The organism is Pseudomonas sp. B1(2018) (genome assembly GCF_003097365.1).
Taxonomy (GTDB): Bacteria; Pseudomonadota; Gammaproteobacteria; order Pseudomonadales; family Pseudomonadaceae; genus Aquipseudomonas; species Aquipseudomonas laurylsulfatiphila.
Window position 1 is genome coordinate 153,982 of record NZ_PYUK01000003.1, and the last position, 19,314, is coordinate 173,295.

Sequence of the window (19,314 nt, forward strand, 5' to 3'; positions counted from 1 at the left end):
TTTTTGGGGTGGACGGCATGACCGACGAATGGAAGGCGCCCGCCAAGGCGAGCGCAGAGAGCGGTGACGACAAGAGCTGGAAGCTGCTGGAGAAGACGCTGCTGGCCAGCGTGCAGGAGCAGCGCCGGTCCCGTCGCTGGGGAATTTTCTTCAAGTTGCTGACGTTTGTGTATCTTTTCGGCGCGATTGCTCTGTTTTCGCCGCTGATGGATATGGAAAAGGCCGCTACCCTCAGCGCCAATTACACGGCGTTGATCGATGTGACAGGCATGATTGCCGACAAGGAGCCGGCCAGCGCAGACAATATCGTTGGCAGCCTGCGCGCGGCTTTCGAGGACAAGAAGGTCAAGGGCGTCATCCTGCGCATCAACAGTCCGGGCGGCAGTCCGGTGCAGTCGGGTTATGTCTATGACGAGATCCGTCGCCTGCGCGGCCTGCATCCGGACACCAAGCTGTATGCGGTCATTTCCGACCTGGGGGCTTCCGGTGCTTACTACATCGCCAGCGCGGCGGATCAGATCTACGCCGACAAGGCGAGCCTGGTCGGCTCCATCGGTGTGACGGCGGCCGGTTACGGCTTTGTCGGCACCATGGAGAAGCTGGGTGTCGAGCGTCGCACTTACACCTCGGGCGAACACAAGTCGTTCCTCGATCCATTCCAGCCACAGAAGCCGGAAGAAACCGCTTTCTGGCAGGGTGTGCTTGATACGACCCACAAGCAGTTCATCAACAGCGTCAAGCAAGGGCGCGGAGATCGCCTGAAGGACAAGGAACATCCGGAGCTGTTCTCCGGTCTGGTCTGGTCCGGCGAGCAGGCGCTGCCGCTGGGGTTGATCGATGGACTGGGCAATGCCAGTTCGGTCGCGCGGGATGTGATCGGTGAGAAGGAGCTGGTGGACTTTACCGTTCAGGAGTCGCCATTCGATCGCTTCTCGAAGAAGCTCGGCGCCAGCGTGGCTGAGCATTTGGCGATGTGGATGGGGTTTAACGGTCCGTCGTTGCGCTAGACCGCTTCAAAGATCAAAAGATCGCAGCCTGCGGCAGCTCCTACACACAGATCACATGTAGGAGCTGCCGAAGGCTGCGATCTTTTGCTTTCAGGGTATTTGCAAGCCTTCGGCCATTAGCATATCGATCAGGCGAATCAGCGGCAGACCGATCAGGCTGGTCGCATCAGGTCCCTCGGTGCTGCGAAACAGGCTGACCCCCAGGCCTTCGGCCTTGAAGCTGCCTGCGCAATCGTAGGGCTGCTCGGCGTGCAGGTAGCGCTCGATGCGGGGCGCGTCGAGTGTGCGCATGTGTACGGTGAACGGCACGCAATCGACCTGGCAGTGCCCTGTCCGACTGTTGAGCAAGGCCAGGCCGGTCAGGAATGTCACGCTGGTGCCGCTGGCGGCCAGCAGTTGTTCGCGGGCTTTTTCGAAGGTGTGGGGCTTGCCGATTATCCGCTCTCCGAGCACGGCGACCTGGTCGGAGCCGATTATCAGATGAGCGGTATGGCTGGCGGCCAGGGCGCGTGCTTTCTCTTCGGCGAGGCGCTTGACCAGCGCGATGGCGGATTCGCCGGGCCGATGGCTTTCGTCGATATCCGGCGAACTGCAGGTGAATGGCAGTTGCAGGCGGGCCAGCAATTCCCGGCGATAGACCGAGCCGGAAGCGAGTAATAAAGGCAGCATGCGCATCTCCATAAGGCAGGTGCGAATTCTAGCGAGGCTTCCAAGTGACGGACAGGGCTGAATTTCCTTTGACATGGGCGGGTGCATCCCTATAATGCTGCGCCTATGTTGAATGACCCGATTCCACCTCACGTTGACCCGCGCAAATTGGCTGATCGTGGCACCACCCTTCAAGGTGAAATGCTGCTGGCCGATTTGGAGAGACTCTGCGACCCGCTTTCCGACAATGTCGGTACGGTGCAGGCTAAATTCGTTTTTGAACGAGATGAACGTAAATCTGTGGTCATCCACAGCTTTATCGACACTGAAGTCAAAATGGTTTGCCAGCGTTGTCTTGAGCTGGTCACCCTGCCGATCCATAGCGAATGCAGTTACGCTGTGGTGAAGGAGGGTGCGAATACCCAGTCGTTGCCGAAAGGTTATGACGTGCTGGAACTGGGCGAAGATCCATTGGATCTGCAGTCACTGATCGAGGAGGAGCTTCTGCTCGCCTTGCCCATTGTGCCTGCTCATCATCCGGAAGAATGCCAGCAGCCGGCGGGAGCAGATGAGCCCGAACCGAGCGAGGACGAGGTAACGCGGTCCAACCCGTTCAGTGTATTGGCGCAGTTAAAGCGTGACCCAAACGTTTAGGAGTTAATCAATTATGGCTGTTCAGCAGAACAAAAAATCCCGCTCTGCCCGTGACATGCGCCGTTCGCACGACGCTCTCGAGGCTAGCACCCTGTCTGTAGAAAAAACCACCGGTGAAGTTCACCTGCGTCACCACGTATCGCCAGAAGGCGTATACCGTGGCCGTAAAGTGATCGACAAGGGCGCTGACGAGTAATCACTTGTCCGCTCAAGTCATCGCGATTGACGCAATGGGCGGGGACTTCGGTCCCCGCAGCATTGTCCAGGCCAGCCTTGCTTGCCTGTCCGCTACACCCTCGCTGCACCTGACCCTCGTCGGTCAACCCTCCCTACTTGAAGAATTGATCGCTGGCCATTCGGCTGTGGATCGCGCGCGCCTGTCGATTGCTCCGGCGAGCGAAGTCATCGGCATGGACGAAAAACCTGCCCAGGCCTTGCGAGGCAAGCCCGACTCGTCGATGCGCGTGGCCCTTGAGTTGCTGCGCGACGGTAAAGTCCAGGCCTGTGTCAGTGCCGGCAATACCGGGGCGCTGATGGCGTTGTCGCGCTTCGTGCTCAAGACCCTGCCGGGCATTGACCGTCCGGCCATGGTGGCGGCGATCCCGACACAAAAGGGTTACTGCCAATTGCTCGACCTGGGTGCCAACGTCGATTGCAGTGCCGAGCATCTGTTGCAGTTTGCGGTGATGGGCTCGGTGGCGGCGGAGACGCTGGGCATCAGCCGCCCACGGGTGGCGTTGCTGAACATCGGCACCGAAGACATCAAGGGCAATCAGCAGGTCAAGCTGGCGGCGACTTTGTTGCAAGGCGCCCGGGGCATCAATTACATCGGCTTTATCGAGGGCGACGGTTTGTACCGTGGCGAAGCGGATGTGGTGGTGTGTGACGGTTTTGTCGGCAACATCCTGCTCAAATCCAGCGAAGGCCTGGCGACCATGATTGCCGGGCGCATCGAGGCGTTGTTCAAAAAGAGCCTGGCCTCACGTGCGGTCGGTGCACTGGCGCTGCCGTTGATGAAGCGTCTGCAGGCCGACCTGGCGCCTGCCCGGCATAACGGTGCGAGCTTTCTCGGCTTGCAGGGGATTGTGGTGAAGAGCCACGGTTCTGCCGGGGTCCAGGGTTTCCAGAGCGCCATTTCGCGCGCCATGATCGAGATTCAGGAGAATCTTCCCGAGCGCCTGCACGGTCGTCTGGAGGATTTGTTGCTTTAGGCGTTTTCGTCGGACAATGCTTAAATGTGACCGCTTGGTTCGATGGGCCATCCAACTGTCAGTTTCTTGCGTCCCCAAAGCGGGGCGCCATTTCTCCGACGACAAGATCATTAGGGGCTTGTTACATGTCTGCTTCCCTCGCATTCGTCTTCCCGGGACAGGGTTCGCAGTCCCTCGGCATGCTCGCCGAGCTGGGCGCACAACATCCGGTTGTCCTTGAAACATTCAAAGAAGCTTCCGATGCACTGGGTTACGACCTGTGGGCACTGACCCAACAAGGGCCGGAAGAGCAACTCAATCAAACCGATAAAACCCAACCGGCCATTCTGACCGCTTCGATCGCCCTGTGGCGTCTGTGGCTGGCCGAAGGTGGTGCGCGTCCGGCCTACGTCGCCGGGCACAGCCTGGGTGAATACAGCGCGCTGGTGGCAGCGGGCAGCCTGAGCCTGGGCGACGCGGTGAAACTCGTCGAACGTCGTGGCCAGCTGATGCAGGAAGCCGTTCCGGCCGGGCAGGGCGGCATGGCCGCCATCCTCGGCCTGGACGATGCCGACGTACTGGCCGCCTGTGCCGAAGCGGCGCAAGGCGAAGTGGTCAGCGCGGTGAACTTCAACTCCCCGGGCCAGGTGGTCATCGCCGGTGCCAAGGCTGCGGTCGAGCGCGCCATCGAAGGCTGCAAGGCGCGTGGTGCCAAGCGCGCCATGCCGCTGCCGGTCAGCGTGCCGTCCCACTGCGAGCTGATGCGTCCGGCTGCCGAGCGTTTCGCCGAATCGATCGCCGCGATCAACTGGCAGGCGCCACAGATTCCGGTGGTCCAGAACGTCAGCGCCGAAGTGCCGGCCGATCTGGAAACCCTCAAGCGTGATCTGCTCGAACAGCTGTACAAGCCCGTACGCTGGGTCGAATCCGTACAGGCGCTGGCTGCCAGGGGCGCGACCAATCTGGTCGAGTGCGGCCCCGGTAAAGTGCTGGCCGGCCTGAACAAGCGTTGCGCCGAAGGCGTATCGACATCCAACCTCAATACCCCAGACGCTTTCGCTGCCGCCCGTGCAGCGTTGGCCTGAATCAGGAGAAGCTTGCATGAGTCTGCAAGGTAAAGTTGCACTGGTCACCGGTGCAAGCCGTGGCATCGGCCAGGCTATCGCCCTGGAACTGGGTCGTCAGGGCGCCATCGTTGTCGGTACCGCGACTTCCGCGTCGGGTGCCGAGCGTATTGCCGCGACCCTGAAGGAAAACGGTATTCAAGGCACCGGCCTGGAACTCAATGTCACCAGTGACGAGTCCGTGGCGGCGGTCCTGGCGAGCATCCAGGAGCAGTTCGGTGCGCCGGCGATCCTGGTCAACAATGCCGGTATCACCCGCGATAACCTGATGATGCGCATGAAAGACGACGAGTGGCACGACGTTGTCGATACCAACCTGAACAGTCTGTTCCGCCTGTCCAAGGGCGTTTTGCGTGGCATGACCAAAGCCCGTTGGGGCCGAATTATCAGTATTGGTTCGGTTGTGGGTGCCATGGGCAACGCAGGCCAAGTAAACTACGCTGCCGCCAAGGCCGGTCTGGAAGGTTTCAGCCGTGCATTGGCGCGTGAAGTCGGTTCGCGTGCGATTACGGTAAACTCGGTGGCCCCAGGGTTCATTGATACCGATATGACCCGTGAACTGCCCGAGGCGCAGCGTGAAGCCTTGCAGACGCAGATTCCGCTGGGTCGTCTGGGGCAAGCTCAAGAGATCGCGTCCGTGGTCGCTTTTCTTGCGTCGGACGGTGCGGCTTACGTTACCGGAGCTACAATCCCGGTGAACGGCGGGATGTACATGTAATTCAAATGTGACGGATTGCTTCAAAAAAATGTCATACGAGCTGTCTAAAATCCGTTATAAAGCTGCAATCTATTTATAGGCAGAGGGTCACCGGGTTCGAGGAGTGAAGCTTTCAGTTGAAAAGCTGAAAAGCCTTTCTATACACTTACCCACTGGCCAGCTGCCTGAATTTGTCCATTAGGAGTGAAAACAAGGTATGAGCACCATCGAAGAGCGCGTCAAGAAAATCGTTGCTGAGCAACTGGGCGTTAAAGAAGAAGAAGTGGTCAACACTGCTTCCTTCGTTGAAGACCTGGGTGCCGACTCCCTTGACACCGTTGAGCTGGTGATGGCTCTGGAAGAGGAATTCGAGACCGAAATCCCTGACGAAGAAGCCGAGAAGATCACTACTGTACAAGCTGCAATCGACTACGTTACTAGCCACCAGGCGTAATAGTTTGTAATCGTTGCTCGCTGTCATGGAAAAACCGCACTGCCATCATGGCGTGCGGTTTTTTCTTTAGGCCTGATGCAAAGTCGTCATTTGAAAAAAGGAGAGTGCTGTGTCGCGTAGACGCGTCGTAGTCACCGGTATGGGTATGTTGTCGCCACTGGGCACGGATGTGCCGAGCAGCTGGCAGGGCATTCTGGCTGGCCGCAGTGGCATTGGTCTGATCGAACACACCGACCTTTCTGCCTATTCCACCCGTTTTGGCGGCTCGGTAAAGGACTTCAATGTCGAGGAATACCTGTCGGTCAAGGAAGCCCGCAAACTCGACCTGTTCATTCAGTACGGTCTGGCAGCAGGTTTTCAGGCGGTACGCAATTCCGGTCTGGAAGTCACTGACGCCAACCGTGAGCGTATCGGCGTGGCCATGGGCTCGGGTATTGGCGGTCTGACCAATATCGAAGAAACCGCCCGCACGCTGCACGAGACCGGCCCACGACGGATTTCCCCGTTCTTCGTGCCTGGCTCGATCATCAATATGATTTCCGGTTTCCTGTCGATCCATCTGGGGGCACAGGGACCTAACTACGCCATCGCCACGGCCTGTACCACCGGTACCCACTGCATTGGCATGGCAGCCCGCAACATCATGTACGACGAAGCCGACGTGATGATTGCCGGCGGTGCCGAGATGGCGGCCTGCGGCCTGGGCATGGGTGGCTTCGGTGCCTCCCGCGCGCTGTCGACCCGCAACGACGAGCCGACCCGCGCCAGCCGTCCATGGGACAAGGGCCGTGACGGCTTCGTGCTGTCCAATGGCGCCGGTGCACTGGTTCTGGAAGAGCTGGAGCACGCCAAGGCCCGTGGTGCGACCATCTACGCCGAACTCATTGGCTTCGGCACCAGCGGCGATGCCTACCATATGACTTCGCCACCTGCCGATGGTGCGGGTGCTGCCCGCTGCATCACCAATGCGCTGCGCGATGCGAAGATCAATGGCGATCAAGTGCAGTACATCAACGCCCACGGCACGTCGACTCCCGCCGGCGATCTCGCTGAGGTCAACGCGATCAAGTCGGTGTTCGGCGAGCATGCCTACAAGCTGGCCGTCAGCTCCACCAAGTCCATGACCGGCCACCTGCTGGGTGCGGCGGGCGCGGTCGAGGCGATCTTCAGCGTGCTGGCGATCAACAGCCAGGTAGCGCCGCCGACCATCAACCTTGATGAGCCGGACGAAGGCTGCGACCTCGATTTCGTGCCGCACACCGCGCGCAACATGGATATCGATGTGGTCGTGTCCAACTCCTTCGGTTTTGGCGGCACCAACGGCTCGCTGGTGTTCCGCCGGTTCGCAGGCTGATGGACTGCTGGGTCGACGGTCAGCCGGCTGACGCTCTGTCGCTGAAGGATCGCGGCCTGGCTTATGGCGATGGTCTGTTCGAAACCATCGCCGTGCGCAACGGTCAGCCCGTTTTGCTGGAGCGGCATCTGTCGCGTCTGGCGGATGGCTGTTCGCGTCTGGCGCTTGCTGCCGATCAGGAATTGATCCGCAGCGAACTGCTGGCCTACGCCGCGGCATTGGGTGACGGGGTGCTCAAGCTCATGCTCACTCGGGGCGACGGCCTGCGCGGTTACGCGCCCGATCCTTCGGCCCAGGCCCGACGCATTCTGCAAGGCAGTCCACCTGCAGCCTACGCTGCCGCGCATGGCGAGCAGGGTGTTCGTCTGTTTCCCTGCACCACGCGATTGTCCAGGCAGCCATTACTGGCCGGCCTCAAGCACCTCAATCGACTTGAACAAGTCCTCGCCCGTGCCGAATGGCAGGACACCGAGCATGCCGAAGGCTTGATGCTCGATCAGGCCGGGCGCGTGATCGAGGGCGTGTTCAGCAATCTGTTCCTGGTGCGTGACGGTGTGCTCATCACGGCTGATCTCAAGCGTTGCGGCGTGGCCGGGGTGATGCGTGCCGAACTATTGTTCCAGGCCGGGTCGCTGGGAATCCCCACGCAAATCACCGATATCTCCCTCGAACAGCTGCAATGGGCTGACGAAGTCTTTGTCTGCAACAGCGTGTATGGTATCTGGCCTGTGCGTGCCTATGCTGCTCTTCACTGGCCGGTTGGGCCGCTCACCCGTAAACTCCAAACCATTGCCCGTGCGCTACTGGATGCTTGATACGTGAGACGTAAACTCTTGCTGCTGCTGGAAACCGGAGTGGTTCTGGCAGGGCTGCTGATGGGTGCTTCAGCCTGGAAAATTCATTCGGCGCTGGTACAACCGCTGAACATTGCCCAGGAACAATTGCTGGATGTGCCCAAGGGCACCACGCCGACCCGCACCTTCTACCGACTTGAAGCCAATGGCGTCATCAAGGACGCCTTCTGGCTGCGCGTGTATTGGCGCTTCAATCTCGCCAAGCAACCCCTGCACAGCGGTGAATACCGCATGAAGCCGGGCATGACCGTCGAAGGCCTGATCGACCTGTGGAAACGCGGGGAAATGGTTCAGTACAGCCTCACCCTGGTCGAAGGCTGGAATTTCCGCCAGGTGCGCGCAGCGCTGGCCAAGGAAGAGAAACTCGATCATAGCCTCGACGGCTTGAGCGATAGCCAGGTCATGGACAAGCTCGGCCACACCGGGATTTTTCCGGAAGGGCGCTTTTTCCCTGACACCTATCGATACGTGCGCGGCATGTCCGATATCGAACTGCTGAAAACCGCCTACGACCGTCTCGACGAAGTGCTCGCCAGGGAATGGGAACAGCGCGCCGCAGATGCGCCGTACACCGAACCCTATCAAGCGCTGATCATGGCCTCGCTGGTCGAGAAGGAGACCGGCGTACCGCAGGAGCGTGGGCAGATTGCCGGCGTGTTTGTACGGCGGATGGCGATGGGCATGCTGCTGCAGACCGATCCGACGGTGATCTACGGCCTCGGCGACCGCTACAGCGGCAAGCTGACCCGGGCTCACCTCAAGGAATCAACGCCCTATAACACCTACATGAATGCGGGCCTTCCGCCGACGCCGATTTCCATGGTCGGTCGCGAAGCCATTCATGCGGCACTCAATCCGGTAGAGGGCAACAGCCTCTACTTCGTGGCGCGCGGTGATGGCACCCACGTGTTCTCCGATGACCTGGATGCCCACAACAATGCCGTGAAGGAGTTCCAGCTCAAGCGTCGCGCCGATTACCGCTCCAGCCCGGCGCCTACTGCCACGCCAGAGACAGCGCCGACCCAGACTGAGCAAAACGGTACGCAGGAGGCCAAGGCTTCGCAGGAGCTGGCACCGATCCCGGCCGCTTCACCGAACACGGCACCCGAGGCGCTGCCGCAAGTGCCGGCGCAAGATCCTGCGCCAGCTCCTGAAACGCCGGAGCCCGATGCAAGCGCACCGAAAAGCCCGCAATGACTCTGATTAAGGACTGCCTGTGACTGGCTTGTTTATTACTCTGGAAGGCCCGGAAGGCGCCGGCAAGAGCACCAATCGCGAATACCTGGCCGAGCGCTTGCGCGCCGCCGGCCTCGAGGTGGTGCTGACCCGCGAGCCGGGGGGCACGCCGTTGGCCGAGCGCATCCGTGAAGTGCTGTTGGCCCCGGTCGACGAAGTCATGAACCCGGATACCGAGTTGCTGTTGGTGTTCGCGGCGCGTGCCCAGCACCTGGCTGAAGTGATTCGCCCGGCACTGGCCCGCGGTGCCGTGGTCTTGTGTGATCGTTTTACCGATTCGACTTACGCCTACCAGGGCGGCGGCCGTGGCTTGTCGCTTGAGCGCATCGCGGCTCTGGAAACCTTCGTTCAAGGCGATCTGCGCCCGGACCTGACACTGATTTTCGATCTGCCTGTCGAGGTGGGTCTGGCCCGAGCCAGCGCACGCGGCCGCCTGGATCGCTTCGAACTCGAAGGCCGGACCTTTTTCGATGCCGTACGCCATGCGTTCCTCAAGCGGGCCAAGGCGGATCCGGCGCGTTATGTGCTGGTCGATGCGGCCCAACCGTTGGCACAGGTTCAGCAATCGCTGGATGCCTTGTTGCCGCGCCTGCTGGAGTTGAACCGTGGCTGAGGCCTATCCGTGGCAGGAAAACCTCTGGCAGCACCTGGCGGGTCGCGCGCAGCATGCGCACGCCTACCTGCTGCATGGCCCGGCCGGGATCGGCAAGCGGGCACTGGCCGAGCGCCTGATGGCCAGCTTGCTGTGCCAGCGCCCGACGGCGCTGGAGGCTTGCGGCGAATGCAAGTCCTGTCTGCTGCTGAAGGCTGGCAGCCACCCGGATAATTACATCCTTGAACCGGAAGAAGCCGACAAGGCGATCAAGGTCGATCAGGTTCGCGATCTGGTCGGTTTCGTGGTGCAGACTGCGCAGTTGGGTGGGCGCAAAGTGGTGCTGATCGAGCCGGTCGAGTCGATGAACATCAACGCCGCCAACGCCTTGCTCAAGAGCCTCGAAGAGCCGTCCGGCGATACGGTTTTGTTGCTGGTGAGCCATCAGCCGAGCCGCTTGCTGCCTACCATCAAGAGTCGCTGCGTGCAGCAGGCGTGTCCGCTGCCGGGCGAGGCCATGAGCTTGAAGTGGCTGGCCCAGGCATTGCCGGAATGTTCCGAAGAGGAGCGCGTCGAGTTGCTGACGCTGGCCGCCGGTTCGCCATTGGCGGCGTTCAACCTCCAGGCCCAGGGCGTGCGTGAGCAGCGCATGCAAGTCGTGGAGGGGGTGAAGAAACTCCTCAAGCAACAGCAGTCGCCGACGCAACTGGCCGAAGAATGGAAAAACATTCCGATGTTGCGCCTGTTCGATTGGTTCTGCGATTGGTCGAGCCTGATCCTGCGCTATCAGTTGACCCAGGACGAAGCCGGCCTCGGCCTGGCCGACATGCGCAAGGTCGTGCAATACCTGGCGCAGAAAACCGCCCAGGGCAAAGTCCTCGATATCCAGGACTGGATCCTCGCCCAGCGACAGAAAGTCTTGAGCAAGGCCAACCTCAATCCGGCCCTGCTGCTGGAGGCCTTACTGGTGCAATGGGCGTCGCTGCCTGCCCAAAGATGACTGTCTGCGCCTAGAATTCATCAGTACACCCGACCGTCCCACCCATTCGATGTAAGTTGCAGCCCTTTATGCTCGTAGATTCCCATTGTCACCTCGATCGCCTCGACCTGGCCGCCCACGACGGCTCCCTGGATGCTGCCCTGGATGCCGCCCGACAGCGCGGGGTCGGGCACTTTCTGTGTATCGGTGTCAGCGCGGACAACGCGGCCGACGTCAAGGCCCTGGCCGAACGTTATGACGACGTCGACTGTTCGGTGGGCGTGCACCCCCTGGATGTACAGCCGGGTGCCGCGCCAGCGCTGGACTGGCTGTTACAGGAGCTCAATCACCCGCGGGTGGTCGCCATCGGCGAAACCGGTCTCGATTACCACTACGAGCCGGAAGCGGCGCAGTTGCAGCAGGAGTCCTTTCGCCTGCACCTGCAAGCGGCGCAGCAGACCGGCAAACCGGTGATCATCCACACCCGTGGGGCCCGCACCGATACCCTGGACTTGCTGCGCGAAGCGGCACTGCCCCAGGCGGGCGTATTGCACTGCTTTACCGAAGACTGGGAAATGGCGAAGGCTGCGCTGGACATGGGCTATTACATTTCCTTGTCCGGGATTGTCACTTTTCGCAATGCCGATGCGTTGCGCGACGTGGCCAGCAAAGTGCCGGCCGACCGGCTGCTGGTGGAAACCGATTCGCCCTACCTGGCGCCGATTCCCCACCGCGGCAAACCAAACCTGCCGCAGTACGTGCGTGAAGTAGCGGAATTTCTGGCAATGTTGCGCGGTGAACCCTACGAGCGTTTTGCCGAGCAGACCACGGCCAATTTCAAGCGGCTGTTCCCGTTGGCGCATGTAAAAGGTTAAATCGCAGGCAAAAAAAACCCGGGTTCTGGGGGGTGAATCCGGGTTAAGACCATTAGGAGTAAAACAATGGCACGCGGTCCGTTGGTACCAATATCGGCGTGACACTTGGGGGAGATGCCCCGCCGACAGTTCAAGTATTGATCAGGATTGCGCCTCGTCCAGTTTGCCGACCCGGGTTTTTAAACAAATTTGGAATACGTGCGCTTCGGAAGAGTTCTCATCAACCGGCAATCGTGCGCGGAATGACCGGAAAGCGCAGATATGGTCGGATGATCCGTGCATTTTTGCGTAAGTTAGGCATAATACGCGGCTTCGAATTTTGACCCCGACAGACCTTTTCTTATGCATAAAGAACCTCGTAAGGTCCGTGAGTTTCGTCGCCGCGAGCAGGAAATTCTCGATACCGCGCTAAAGCTGTTCCTCGAACAAGGTGAAGACAGTGTCACCGTCGAGATGATTGCTGATGCCGTCGGTATCGGCAAAGGCACGATCTACAAGCACTTCAAATCCAAGGCGGAAATCTATCTGCGCCTGATGCTCGACTACGAGCGCGATTTGAACGCACTGCTGCATTCGGCCGATGTCGACAAGGACAAGGAAGCCCTGTCCCGGGCCTACTTCGAATTCCGCATGCGCGATCCACAACGCTATCGCCTGTTCGACCGCCTCGAAGAGAAAGTGGTCAAGGGCAACCAGGTACCGGAGATGATCGAGGAGCTGCACAAGATCCGTGCCTCGAACTTCGAACGCCTGACCCTGCTGATCAAGGGCCGGATCAGCGAAGGCAAGCTGGAAGACGTGCCACCTTACTTCCACTACTGCGCGTCCTGGGCGCTGGTGCACGGCGCCGTCGCGCTGTATCACTCGCCGTTCTGGAGCAATGTGCTGGAAGATCAGGAAGGTTTCTTCCAGTTCCTGATGGACATCGGCGTGCGCATGGGCAACAAACGCAAGCGCGACACCGACACTTCCGGTAGCTGAGCCATTCAGTTGCCTTATTGCGCCATGATTTCGCTACTTGGCGCAGTACCGCAGGAATATACTCAGGTAGAGGACTTGCTAAAACTTGATTTCTGAGTCAAGTTTTAGCGGCCCGATATTCTTCCGCCGGAGTGACCATGATCGTTGACCGTCAAGGCAGGCGTTTTCGCAACTTGCGAATCAGTCTGACCTCTGCCTGCAATTACGCCTGTACATACTGCGTGCCCAACGGCAAGCGGCTGGTGGCTGCGCAGGATGAATTGTCGGCCGAAGCGATGGCGCGCGGCGTGGCTTATCTGATTGAAGCGGCAGGGATCGAGCGTCTGCGCATTACTGGCGGCGAGCCGCTGGTCAGCCCGAAACTCGAAGCCTTCATGACGGCGGTCGGGCAGATGGGCCTGGAAGACATCAGCCTGACCACCAATGGCCAGTTACTGGCCAAGAAACTGCCGCTGCTGGTGAACGCCGGCATTCGGCGCCTCAATGTTTCCCTCGATACACTCGACGCCAGCGCGTTCCGCGGCATTGCCCGGGGCGGCGACCTGGCCACCGTGCTCGACGGCATGAGCGAGGCCAGAGCGGCCGGTATGAAGATCAAGGTCAACATGGTGCCGCTGCGTGGGCAGAACCTTGATCAAGTGATGCCGCTGCTCGACTACTGCCTGGAGCGCGGTTATGAACTGCGCTTCATCGAGCTGATGCGCATGGGCCACTTGGCCAACGATTCCAATGCCTTTTTGCAGCAGTTCGTCAGCCTCCAGCAATTGCTCAGCCTGATCGGCGAGCGCTATGAATATCTGCAGGCCGATGCCCCCGTCGATGCAACGGCGGTTCGTTATGAAATTCCCGGCCAGGGTTACTTCGGCGTGATCGCCAACGAAAGTGTGCCGTTCTGCCGGACCTGCTCGCGACTGCGCTTGTCCTCCACCGGGTGGCTGCATGGCTGCCTGTCGTCGAGCAATCGCCATTACGTCGGCGACCTGCTGGACAAACCGCGCCACCAGGCGCTGCCAGCCTTGCAGAGACTCCTGGTGAAAGCCTTGGGGGACAAGCAGGAAGTGGCGTTCTCCGGCGGCGCGACTGTCATGAAGATCATCGGCGGCTGATCCGGCCTCATCGCGGGCAAGCCACGCTCCCACAAGGTTTTGCATAAACCCTTGTGGGAGCGTGGCTTGCCCGCGATGGCTATGGATAAGCCAACAATGCCCATGAGCTGGCGCAAAAGCTGCATCCTACGGCCATTCGCCGGTTTTCCGACACCGGCCTCTGGAGGATAGGATGCGTAGCCTGGTTTTGCTGCTGGCCGTTTTGGCACTTGGTGGCTGCATGAACGTCAGCGATATGGCCGAAGGGACTCGTTACCATATGAGCGATGCGGGGTTGCTCGATCACAGTGACAGCCGCCGCGTAAACAACCTGCGCATTCAACCGGATTCGTTCGTCTACATCGCCCAAGGCGCCTTCATGCCGCCGGGCAGCGCCATTTACCCACGGCCGAATGTGATTGCCGAAGTCGCGTTCGATGGCTTCGTCGAATACTTCCCGATGGTCCGCCGTGCCCGTACTCCGGAAGGCCTCGACCAGGCCATGGTCGAAGCCCGTGCCGCCGGTGCGCACTACCTGCTCTACACCCGATTTGCCAAGTCAGACGACCGTATCGGCAACTCGGACGAATGGCTGGATCAGGAAGCCCTGGATCGCCTCGGCATCGACAGCGGTATGATTCAGATCATGTTGATCGAGACCAGCACCCAGTATTTGATTGATACTGCGACCATCAAGAGTCGTGGCGGTTTACTGACGTTCCACGATAAAAAACCCGAAGACCTGATGGGCCCGCCGCTGGAGCAATATGCGCGCGGCCTGCTGGGGCTCAGCGACCAGTAACTTCAAGGAGAACGCCATGAGTGGCCCGCAAAAAGCCAACGACTTGCTGGGGCAGATCCCCAAGACCAAAGGCTTGCCGCCGGTGCACCTGTGGAACCCCGATTTCTGCGGCGACATCGATATGCGCATCGCCCGGGACGGCACCTGGTATTACCTGGGCACGCCGATCGGGCGCAAGCCGATGGTCAAGCTGTTCTCCACCATCATTCGCCGCGACGGCGATGATTATTTCCTGATTACCCCGGTGGAAAAGGTCGGCATCAAAGTCGACGATGCGCCGTTCGTGGCGATTGCGGTGGACGTGGAAGGCGAGGGCGAGGCGCAGGTGTTGCGCTTTACCACCAACGTCGATGAAACCACCGAGGCCGGTGCGGAGCATCCGCTGCGTGTAGTGATCGATCCCGACACGCAGGAGCCAGCCCCTTACGTCCATGTGCGCAGCAATCTGGAGGCGTTGATCCATCGCAATGTGTTCTATCAGTTGGTAGAGCTGGCAGTGAGCCGAGAGATCGACGGCCAGCGCTGGCTCGGTGTCTGGAGTGTCGGCGAGTTCTTCCCCATCGGTCTCGAACCCTGACGCAAAACCCTGTGGGAGCGGGCTTGCTCGCGAAAGCGCTGGGTCAGCCGACATCTTTGTCGGATGTGACTCCGTCTTCGCGAGCAAGCCCGCTCCCACATCAGATTTCTGATTTCTTCAAAAAATCAAATTGACACCCAATCGTATGATGATTAGCGTGGTCCTTCATCGCATACGGCTTCGAGGTGCCCATGTCCAACAGCTTTCATGCTACGACGGTCGACTGGCTGGGATGCTGGCTGGCCACGGGGCAGGTCAGGCCGGGTGAGTCACTCAAGGTCGAAGCCGACCTCGGCGAACAACTTGGCGTGAGCCGTACGGTCATCCGCGAAGCGATCAAAACCCTGGTTGCCAAAGGCATGCTCGAAGTCGGCCCGAAAGTCGGCACACGGGTGTTGCCGGTGCGGCGCTGGAACCTCTTCGATCCGCAAGTCGTCGGCTGGCTGTCGCGCAGCGGCTTGCCGGAAAACTTTGTCGACGATCTGCTCGATCTGCGTCGCACCATCGAACCGATGGCCGTGCGTTGGGCTTGCGAGCGCGCGACCGGCGAACAGGTGGACGCGATCCTGTTGGCCTGCAACGCACTGGAACGGGCGGTGGACAGCGGCATCGATTACAACCGTGCCGACCAGCTCTTCCACGAGTGCATCCTCGCCGCCAGCCACAATCAATTCATCGAACAAATGGTTCCCGCCCTCGGCGCGTTGCTGGCGGTGGCCTTTGAAGTGTCCGCTGCCGATCCGGATGAGCTGCGTCGCACCTTGCCGATTCACCGGGACCTGGCCGAGGCTATCGCGGCCCGTGATACCGCTCGGGGCGTCTGGGCCTGCATGACCCTGATCGATAACGCCGCCCTGGCGATCAAGCGTTATTACCCGCAAGTCATGGCCGACAAAAAGGCCAGCTGAGAACTCGAACCGCTGTAGGAGCGAGCGTGCTCGCGATGGTGTATCAGCAACACGAGGCCGACTGACACACCATCGCCAGCAAACTGGCTCCATCATAAAAACAAGAACCCTGCAGGAGGTTTCATGACGTTGACGGCGGTTACCGGGCATCGGGCGAAACTGGGCGAAGGTCCGTTCTGGGATGCGCCGACCCAGGCCCTGTATTGGGTGGATATCGCGGGTAAACAGGCGTTGCGGTTGATTGGCGCCAACGTGCAGATCTGGCAGATGCCGGAGCATGTGTCAGCCTTCATCCCCTGTGAAAACGGCGACGCGCTGGTGACATTGAGCAGTGGCGTGTATCGGCTCGATCTCGATTCACCGGGCCTGGCGCCGCGCCTGACATTGTTCTGCGTGGCCGATCCGCAACCGGGCAACCGCCCCAACGAAGCCCGCTGCGACGCCCAGGGCCGGCTCTGGCTCAGTACCATGCAAAACAATATCGGAGAACAGGGTGAAGACCTGTCCATCGTGCGCCGTTCGGGTGGACTGTTTCGCATCGATCGTACCGGGCGGGTCGTGCCGTTACTGCGCAACCTGGGCATTCCCAACACGCTGTTGTGGAGCGATGACGCCACCAGCGTTTATTTCGGCGACAGCCTCGATGGCACCTTGTATCGACACTTCATCCGTAGCGACGGCGCCCTCGATGTCCCGCAGGTCTGGTTTGGCCCGCACGGGCGCGGCGGCCCGGACGGCTCGGCGATGGATGCCGAAGGTTTTATCTGGAATGCCCGTTGGGATGGCCACTGCCTGCTCAGGTTGAGCCCTGACGGAAAAGTCGACCGGACCATCGAACTGCCGATCAGTCGTCCCACCAGTTGCGTGTTCGGTGGTGCGGACCTGAAAACCCTGTACATCACCAGCGCGGCGAGTCCACTGGGCCATCCCCTGGATGGGGCGGTGCTGTCGATTCCAGTGGATGTGCCCGGGAAGCGTTGCGCGCGTTTTACGGGTTAGATCCCATAATATGGGATGCAAATATATATATTGAGATTTATCGCGGGCCAGGTTTATAGTCGGCCTCACCAGTTACATGCACTCACACTCAAAAAAACAAAACAGGTGAAGTGATGCAGCGAAACTCCCCCGTGCTCCCTTGCGGAGACAGTGCCGCAAAGCGTTTTCAAGCTGAAACGTTTTCGCGCTTACCTGTTTTCTTCCACAACGCCTTTTGACCGGCCATCGACTGATGTCCGGTTTTCGTCGTGTTTTCGAACAGGAGTCTTGAACCATGGCTGAACCGCTGTCATTGCCCCCGGTACCCGAACCGCCCAAGGGGGAGCGCCTCAAAGACAAAGTCGTGTTGCTGACCGGTGCCGCCCAGGGCATTGGCGAGGCCATTGTGGCGACCTTTGCGTCCCAGCAGGCCAGGCTGATCATCAGCGACATTCAGGCCGAAAAGGTCGAGAAGGTCGCGGCGCACTGGCGCGGACAGGGCGCCGACGTGGTGGCGATCAAGGCTGACGTTTCACAGCCGCAGGATCTGCAGGCGATGGCCAGGCTGGCGGTCGAGCGACACGGCCGGATCGATGTGCTGGTCAACTGCGCCGGGGTCAACGTGTTCCGTGATCCGCTGGAAATGACCGAGGAAGACTGGCGTCGCTGCTTTGCCATTGACCTCGATGGCGCGTGGTATGGCTGCAAGGCGGTGCTGCCGCAGATGATCGAACAGGGCATCGGCAGCATCATCAATATTGCCTCGACCCATTCCTCCCACATCATTCCGGGCTGCTTTCCCTACCCGGTGGCCAAGCACGGCTTGCTCGGCCTGACCCGCGCGCTGGGCATCGAATATGCGTCCAGGGGCATCCGCGTCAACGCCATCGCACCGGGCTATATCGAAACCCAGATCAATATCGATTACTGGAACGGTTTCGCCGACCCTCACGCTGAACGTCAACGTGCGTTTGACCTGCATCCACCCAAACGCATCGGCCAGCCGATTGAAGTGGCGATGACCGCAGTGTTCCTGGCCAGTGATGAAGCACCGTTCATCAATGCCTCGTGCATCACCATCGATGGTGGGCGTTCGGTGATGTACCACGACTGAGTGACCCGGCTTTCAGGCGTCCTGGTACGTCTGAAATACAATCATCATACGATATGACTATTGGCGGTACGGTTTACCACCTTGGCTTTACAGAACGCTTTCAAAGAACGCTCAAGAAAAATAACAAGGAGTCAGCTTATGAATCGTCGTCATGCTATCCGTTCCCTGTGCTGTGCCGCGTTGGCGGTCTCGGCGGTCAGCCTGAGCAGCACACTGCTGGCGGCCGAGGAAGTGAAAATCGGTTTCCTGGTCAAGCAGGCGGAAGAACCCTGGTTCCAGACTGAGTGGGCGTTTGCCGAAAAGGCCGGGAAAGAGAAGGGCTTCACCCTGATCAAGATCGCCGTGCCGGACGGTGAGAAAACCCTGTCGGCCATCGACAGCCTCGCGGCCAATGGCGCCAAAGGCTTCGTGATCTGCCCGCCGGACGTGTCCCTCGGCCCGGCAATCATGGCCAAGGCCAGGCTCAACGGGTTGAAGGTGATCGCTGTCGATGACCGTTTCGTCGATGCCGGCGGCAAATTCATGGAAGACGTGCCATACCTCGGCATGGCCGCGTTCGAAGTCGGCCAGAAGCAAGGCCATGCCATGGCCACCGAGGCGAAGAAACGCGGTTGGGACTGGAAAGACACGTACGCGGTGATCAACACCTACAACGAACTCGACACCGGCAAGAAGCGCACTGACGGTTCGGTCAAAGCCCTGGAAGACGCCGGCATGCCGAAGGACCACATCCTGTTCTCGGCCCTCAAGACCCTCGACGTGCCGGGCAGCATGGACGCCACCAACTCGGCATTGGTGAAACTGCCGAGTGCAGCGAAGAACCTGATCATCGGTGGCATGAACGACAACACCGTGCTCGGCGGTGTGCGCGCCACCGAGAGCGCCGGGTTCGCTGCGGCCAACGTAATCGGCATCGGCATCAATGGTACCGACGCCATCGGCGAGCTGAAGAAGCCCGACAGCGGCTTCTATGGTTCGATGCTGCCGAGCCCCCACATCGAGGGCTACAACACGGCGAGCATGATGTACGAGTGGGTCACCACCGGCACTGAACCGGCGAAATATACTGCCATGGACGACGTGACGCTGATCACCCGCGACAACTTCAAGCAGGAACTGGAAAAGATCGGCCTGTGGAACTGACGGCCATTGATTTCAGCGGCGGCCTCGGTGACGAGGTTGCCTGTCCGGTTTGAAGAGGTGGG

Annotated in this window: 22 protein-coding genes; 21 read left to right on the plus strand and 1 reads right to left on the minus strand. The window is 60.0% G+C overall.

The window, feature by feature from the left end:
* Positions 1 to 17: 17 nt before the first annotated feature.
* A complete protein-coding gene (locus C9422_RS05830; RefSeq protein WP_116579981.1) occupies positions 18 to 1,007 on the plus strand; it encodes a S49 family peptidase in 990 nt (329 codons plus the stop codon).
* A gap of 90 nt (positions 1,008 to 1,097) precedes the next feature.
* Here the strand turns inward: C9422_RS05830 and C9422_RS05835 are convergent, their stop codons facing one another.
* The gene (locus tag C9422_RS05835) at positions 1,098 to 1,676 is read right to left on the minus strand and encodes a nucleoside triphosphate pyrophosphatase (RefSeq protein WP_116579982.1); all 579 of its coding nucleotides are present in this window, start codon (positions 1,674 to 1,676) and stop codon (positions 1,098 to 1,100) included.
* A gap of 105 nt (positions 1,677 to 1,781) precedes the next feature.
* Between C9422_RS05835 and C9422_RS05840 the strand changes: the two genes are divergently transcribed.
* The 20 genes from C9422_RS05840 to C9422_RS05940 all read left to right on the plus strand — a co-directional run bounded on the left by C9422_RS05840 (position 1,782) and on the right by C9422_RS05940 (position 19,252).
* Positions 1,782 to 2,309: a YceD family protein gene (locus C9422_RS05840; RefSeq protein WP_007942001.1), complete on the plus strand. Its 528-nt coding sequence runs from the start codon at positions 1,782 to 1,784 to the stop codon at positions 2,307 to 2,309.
* Between the two features lie 13 nt (positions 2,310 to 2,322).
* Positions 2,323 to 2,505 carry a 50S ribosomal protein L32 gene (rpmF, locus tag C9422_RS05845; RefSeq protein ID WP_003179396.1) on the plus strand — a complete coding sequence of 61 codons (183 nt, stop codon included), beginning with the start codon at positions 2,323 to 2,325 and terminating at the stop codon, positions 2,503 to 2,505.
* A 4-nt stretch (positions 2,506 to 2,509) separates the two neighbouring features.
* Positions 2,510 to 3,520 (plus strand): phosphate acyltransferase PlsX, encoded by a 1,011-nt coding sequence (gene plsX, locus C9422_RS05850; protein ID WP_102700898.1) that lies wholly within the window; start codon positions 2,510 to 2,512, stop codon positions 3,518 to 3,520.
* A 125-nt stretch (positions 3,521 to 3,645) separates the two neighbouring features.
* On the plus strand, positions 3,646 to 4,584 hold the full coding sequence (gene fabD / locus C9422_RS05855; protein WP_007977053.1) for an ACP S-malonyltransferase: 939 nt from the start codon (positions 3,646 to 3,648) through the stop codon (positions 4,582 to 4,584).
* 16 nt (positions 4,585 to 4,600) lie between these two features.
* Positions 4,601 to 5,341, plus strand: a complete 741-nt coding sequence (gene fabG / locus C9422_RS05860; protein WP_007977052.1) for a 3-oxoacyl-ACP reductase FabG — start codon at positions 4,601 to 4,603, stop codon at positions 5,339 to 5,341.
* A 196-nt stretch (positions 5,342 to 5,537) separates the two neighbouring features.
* Complete coding sequence (gene acpP, locus C9422_RS05865; protein WP_003175607.1) at positions 5,538 to 5,774, plus strand: acyl carrier protein; 237 nt, start codon at positions 5,538 to 5,540, stop codon at positions 5,772 to 5,774.
* A gap of 109 nt (positions 5,775 to 5,883) precedes the next feature.
* On the plus strand, positions 5,884 to 7,128 hold the full coding sequence (gene fabF / locus C9422_RS05870; RefSeq protein WP_007977050.1) for a beta-ketoacyl-ACP synthase II: 1,245 nt from the start codon (positions 5,884 to 5,886) through the stop codon (positions 7,126 to 7,128).
* Positions 7,128 to 7,943 (plus strand): aminodeoxychorismate lyase, encoded by an 816-nt coding sequence (gene pabC / locus C9422_RS05875; RefSeq protein ID WP_116579983.1) that lies wholly within the window; start codon positions 7,128 to 7,130, stop codon positions 7,941 to 7,943. Before fabF ends, pabC begins: the two co-directional genes overlap by 1 nt.
* A 3-nt stretch (positions 7,944 to 7,946) precedes the next feature.
* Positions 7,947 to 9,179 (plus strand): endolytic transglycosylase MltG, encoded by a 1,233-nt coding sequence (mltG, locus tag C9422_RS05880; RefSeq protein ID WP_116579984.1) that lies wholly within the window; start codon positions 7,947 to 7,949, stop codon positions 9,177 to 9,179.
* Between the two features lie 19 nt (positions 9,180 to 9,198).
* Positions 9,199 to 9,831 carry a dTMP kinase gene (gene tmk, locus C9422_RS05885; protein WP_116579985.1) on the plus strand — a complete coding sequence of 211 codons (633 nt, stop codon included), beginning with the start codon at positions 9,199 to 9,201 and terminating at the stop codon, positions 9,829 to 9,831.
* The gene (locus C9422_RS05890) at positions 9,824 to 10,810 is read left to right on the plus strand and encodes a DNA polymerase III subunit delta' (protein WP_116579986.1); all 987 of its coding nucleotides are present in this window, start codon (positions 9,824 to 9,826) and stop codon (positions 10,808 to 10,810) included. Before tmk ends, C9422_RS05890 begins: the two co-directional genes overlap by 8 nt.
* Before the next feature lie 68 nt (positions 10,811 to 10,878).
* Positions 10,879 to 11,664, plus strand: coding sequence for a TatD family hydrolase (locus tag C9422_RS05895; RefSeq protein WP_007977042.1), 786 nt, complete (start codon positions 10,879 to 10,881; stop codon positions 11,662 to 11,664).
* Positions 11,665 to 12,006: 342 nt separating this feature from the next.
* The gene (locus tag C9422_RS05900) at positions 12,007 to 12,645 is read left to right on the plus strand and encodes a TetR/AcrR family transcriptional regulator (protein ID WP_007977040.1); all 639 of its coding nucleotides are present in this window, start codon (positions 12,007 to 12,009) and stop codon (positions 12,643 to 12,645) included.
* A gap of 137 nt (positions 12,646 to 12,782) precedes the next feature.
* A complete protein-coding gene (locus tag C9422_RS05905) occupies positions 12,783 to 13,751 on the plus strand; it encodes a GTP 3',8-cyclase MoaA (protein ID WP_007977038.1) in 969 nt (322 codons plus the stop codon).
* 172 nt (positions 13,752 to 13,923) lie between these two features.
* Positions 13,924 to 14,532 carry a DUF4823 domain-containing protein gene (locus C9422_RS05910; RefSeq protein ID WP_116579987.1) on the plus strand — a complete coding sequence of 203 codons (609 nt, stop codon included), beginning with the start codon at positions 13,924 to 13,926 and terminating at the stop codon, positions 14,530 to 14,532.
* 16 nt (positions 14,533 to 14,548) lie between these two features.
* The gene (locus tag C9422_RS05915) at positions 14,549 to 15,109 is read left to right on the plus strand and encodes a DUF1285 domain-containing protein (protein ID WP_116579988.1); all 561 of its coding nucleotides are present in this window, start codon (positions 14,549 to 14,551) and stop codon (positions 15,107 to 15,109) included.
* A gap of 191 nt (positions 15,110 to 15,300) precedes the next feature.
* Positions 15,301 to 16,017, plus strand: coding sequence for a FadR/GntR family transcriptional regulator (locus tag C9422_RS05925; RefSeq protein WP_095966307.1), 717 nt, complete (start codon positions 15,301 to 15,303; stop codon positions 16,015 to 16,017).
* 123 nt (positions 16,018 to 16,140) lie between these two features.
* The gene (locus C9422_RS05930) at positions 16,141 to 17,016 is read left to right on the plus strand and encodes an SMP-30/gluconolactonase/LRE family protein (RefSeq protein WP_116579989.1); all 876 of its coding nucleotides are present in this window, start codon (positions 16,141 to 16,143) and stop codon (positions 17,014 to 17,016) included.
* A gap of 274 nt (positions 17,017 to 17,290) precedes the next feature.
* Positions 17,291 to 18,109, plus strand: coding sequence for an SDR family oxidoreductase (locus C9422_RS05935; RefSeq protein WP_007977027.1), 819 nt, complete (start codon positions 17,291 to 17,293; stop codon positions 18,107 to 18,109).
* Between the two features lie 138 nt (positions 18,110 to 18,247).
* A complete protein-coding gene (locus tag C9422_RS05940) occupies positions 18,248 to 19,252 on the plus strand; it encodes a substrate-binding domain-containing protein (RefSeq protein WP_007977026.1) in 1,005 nt (334 codons plus the stop codon).
* Positions 19,253 to 19,314 lie beyond the last annotated feature (62 nt).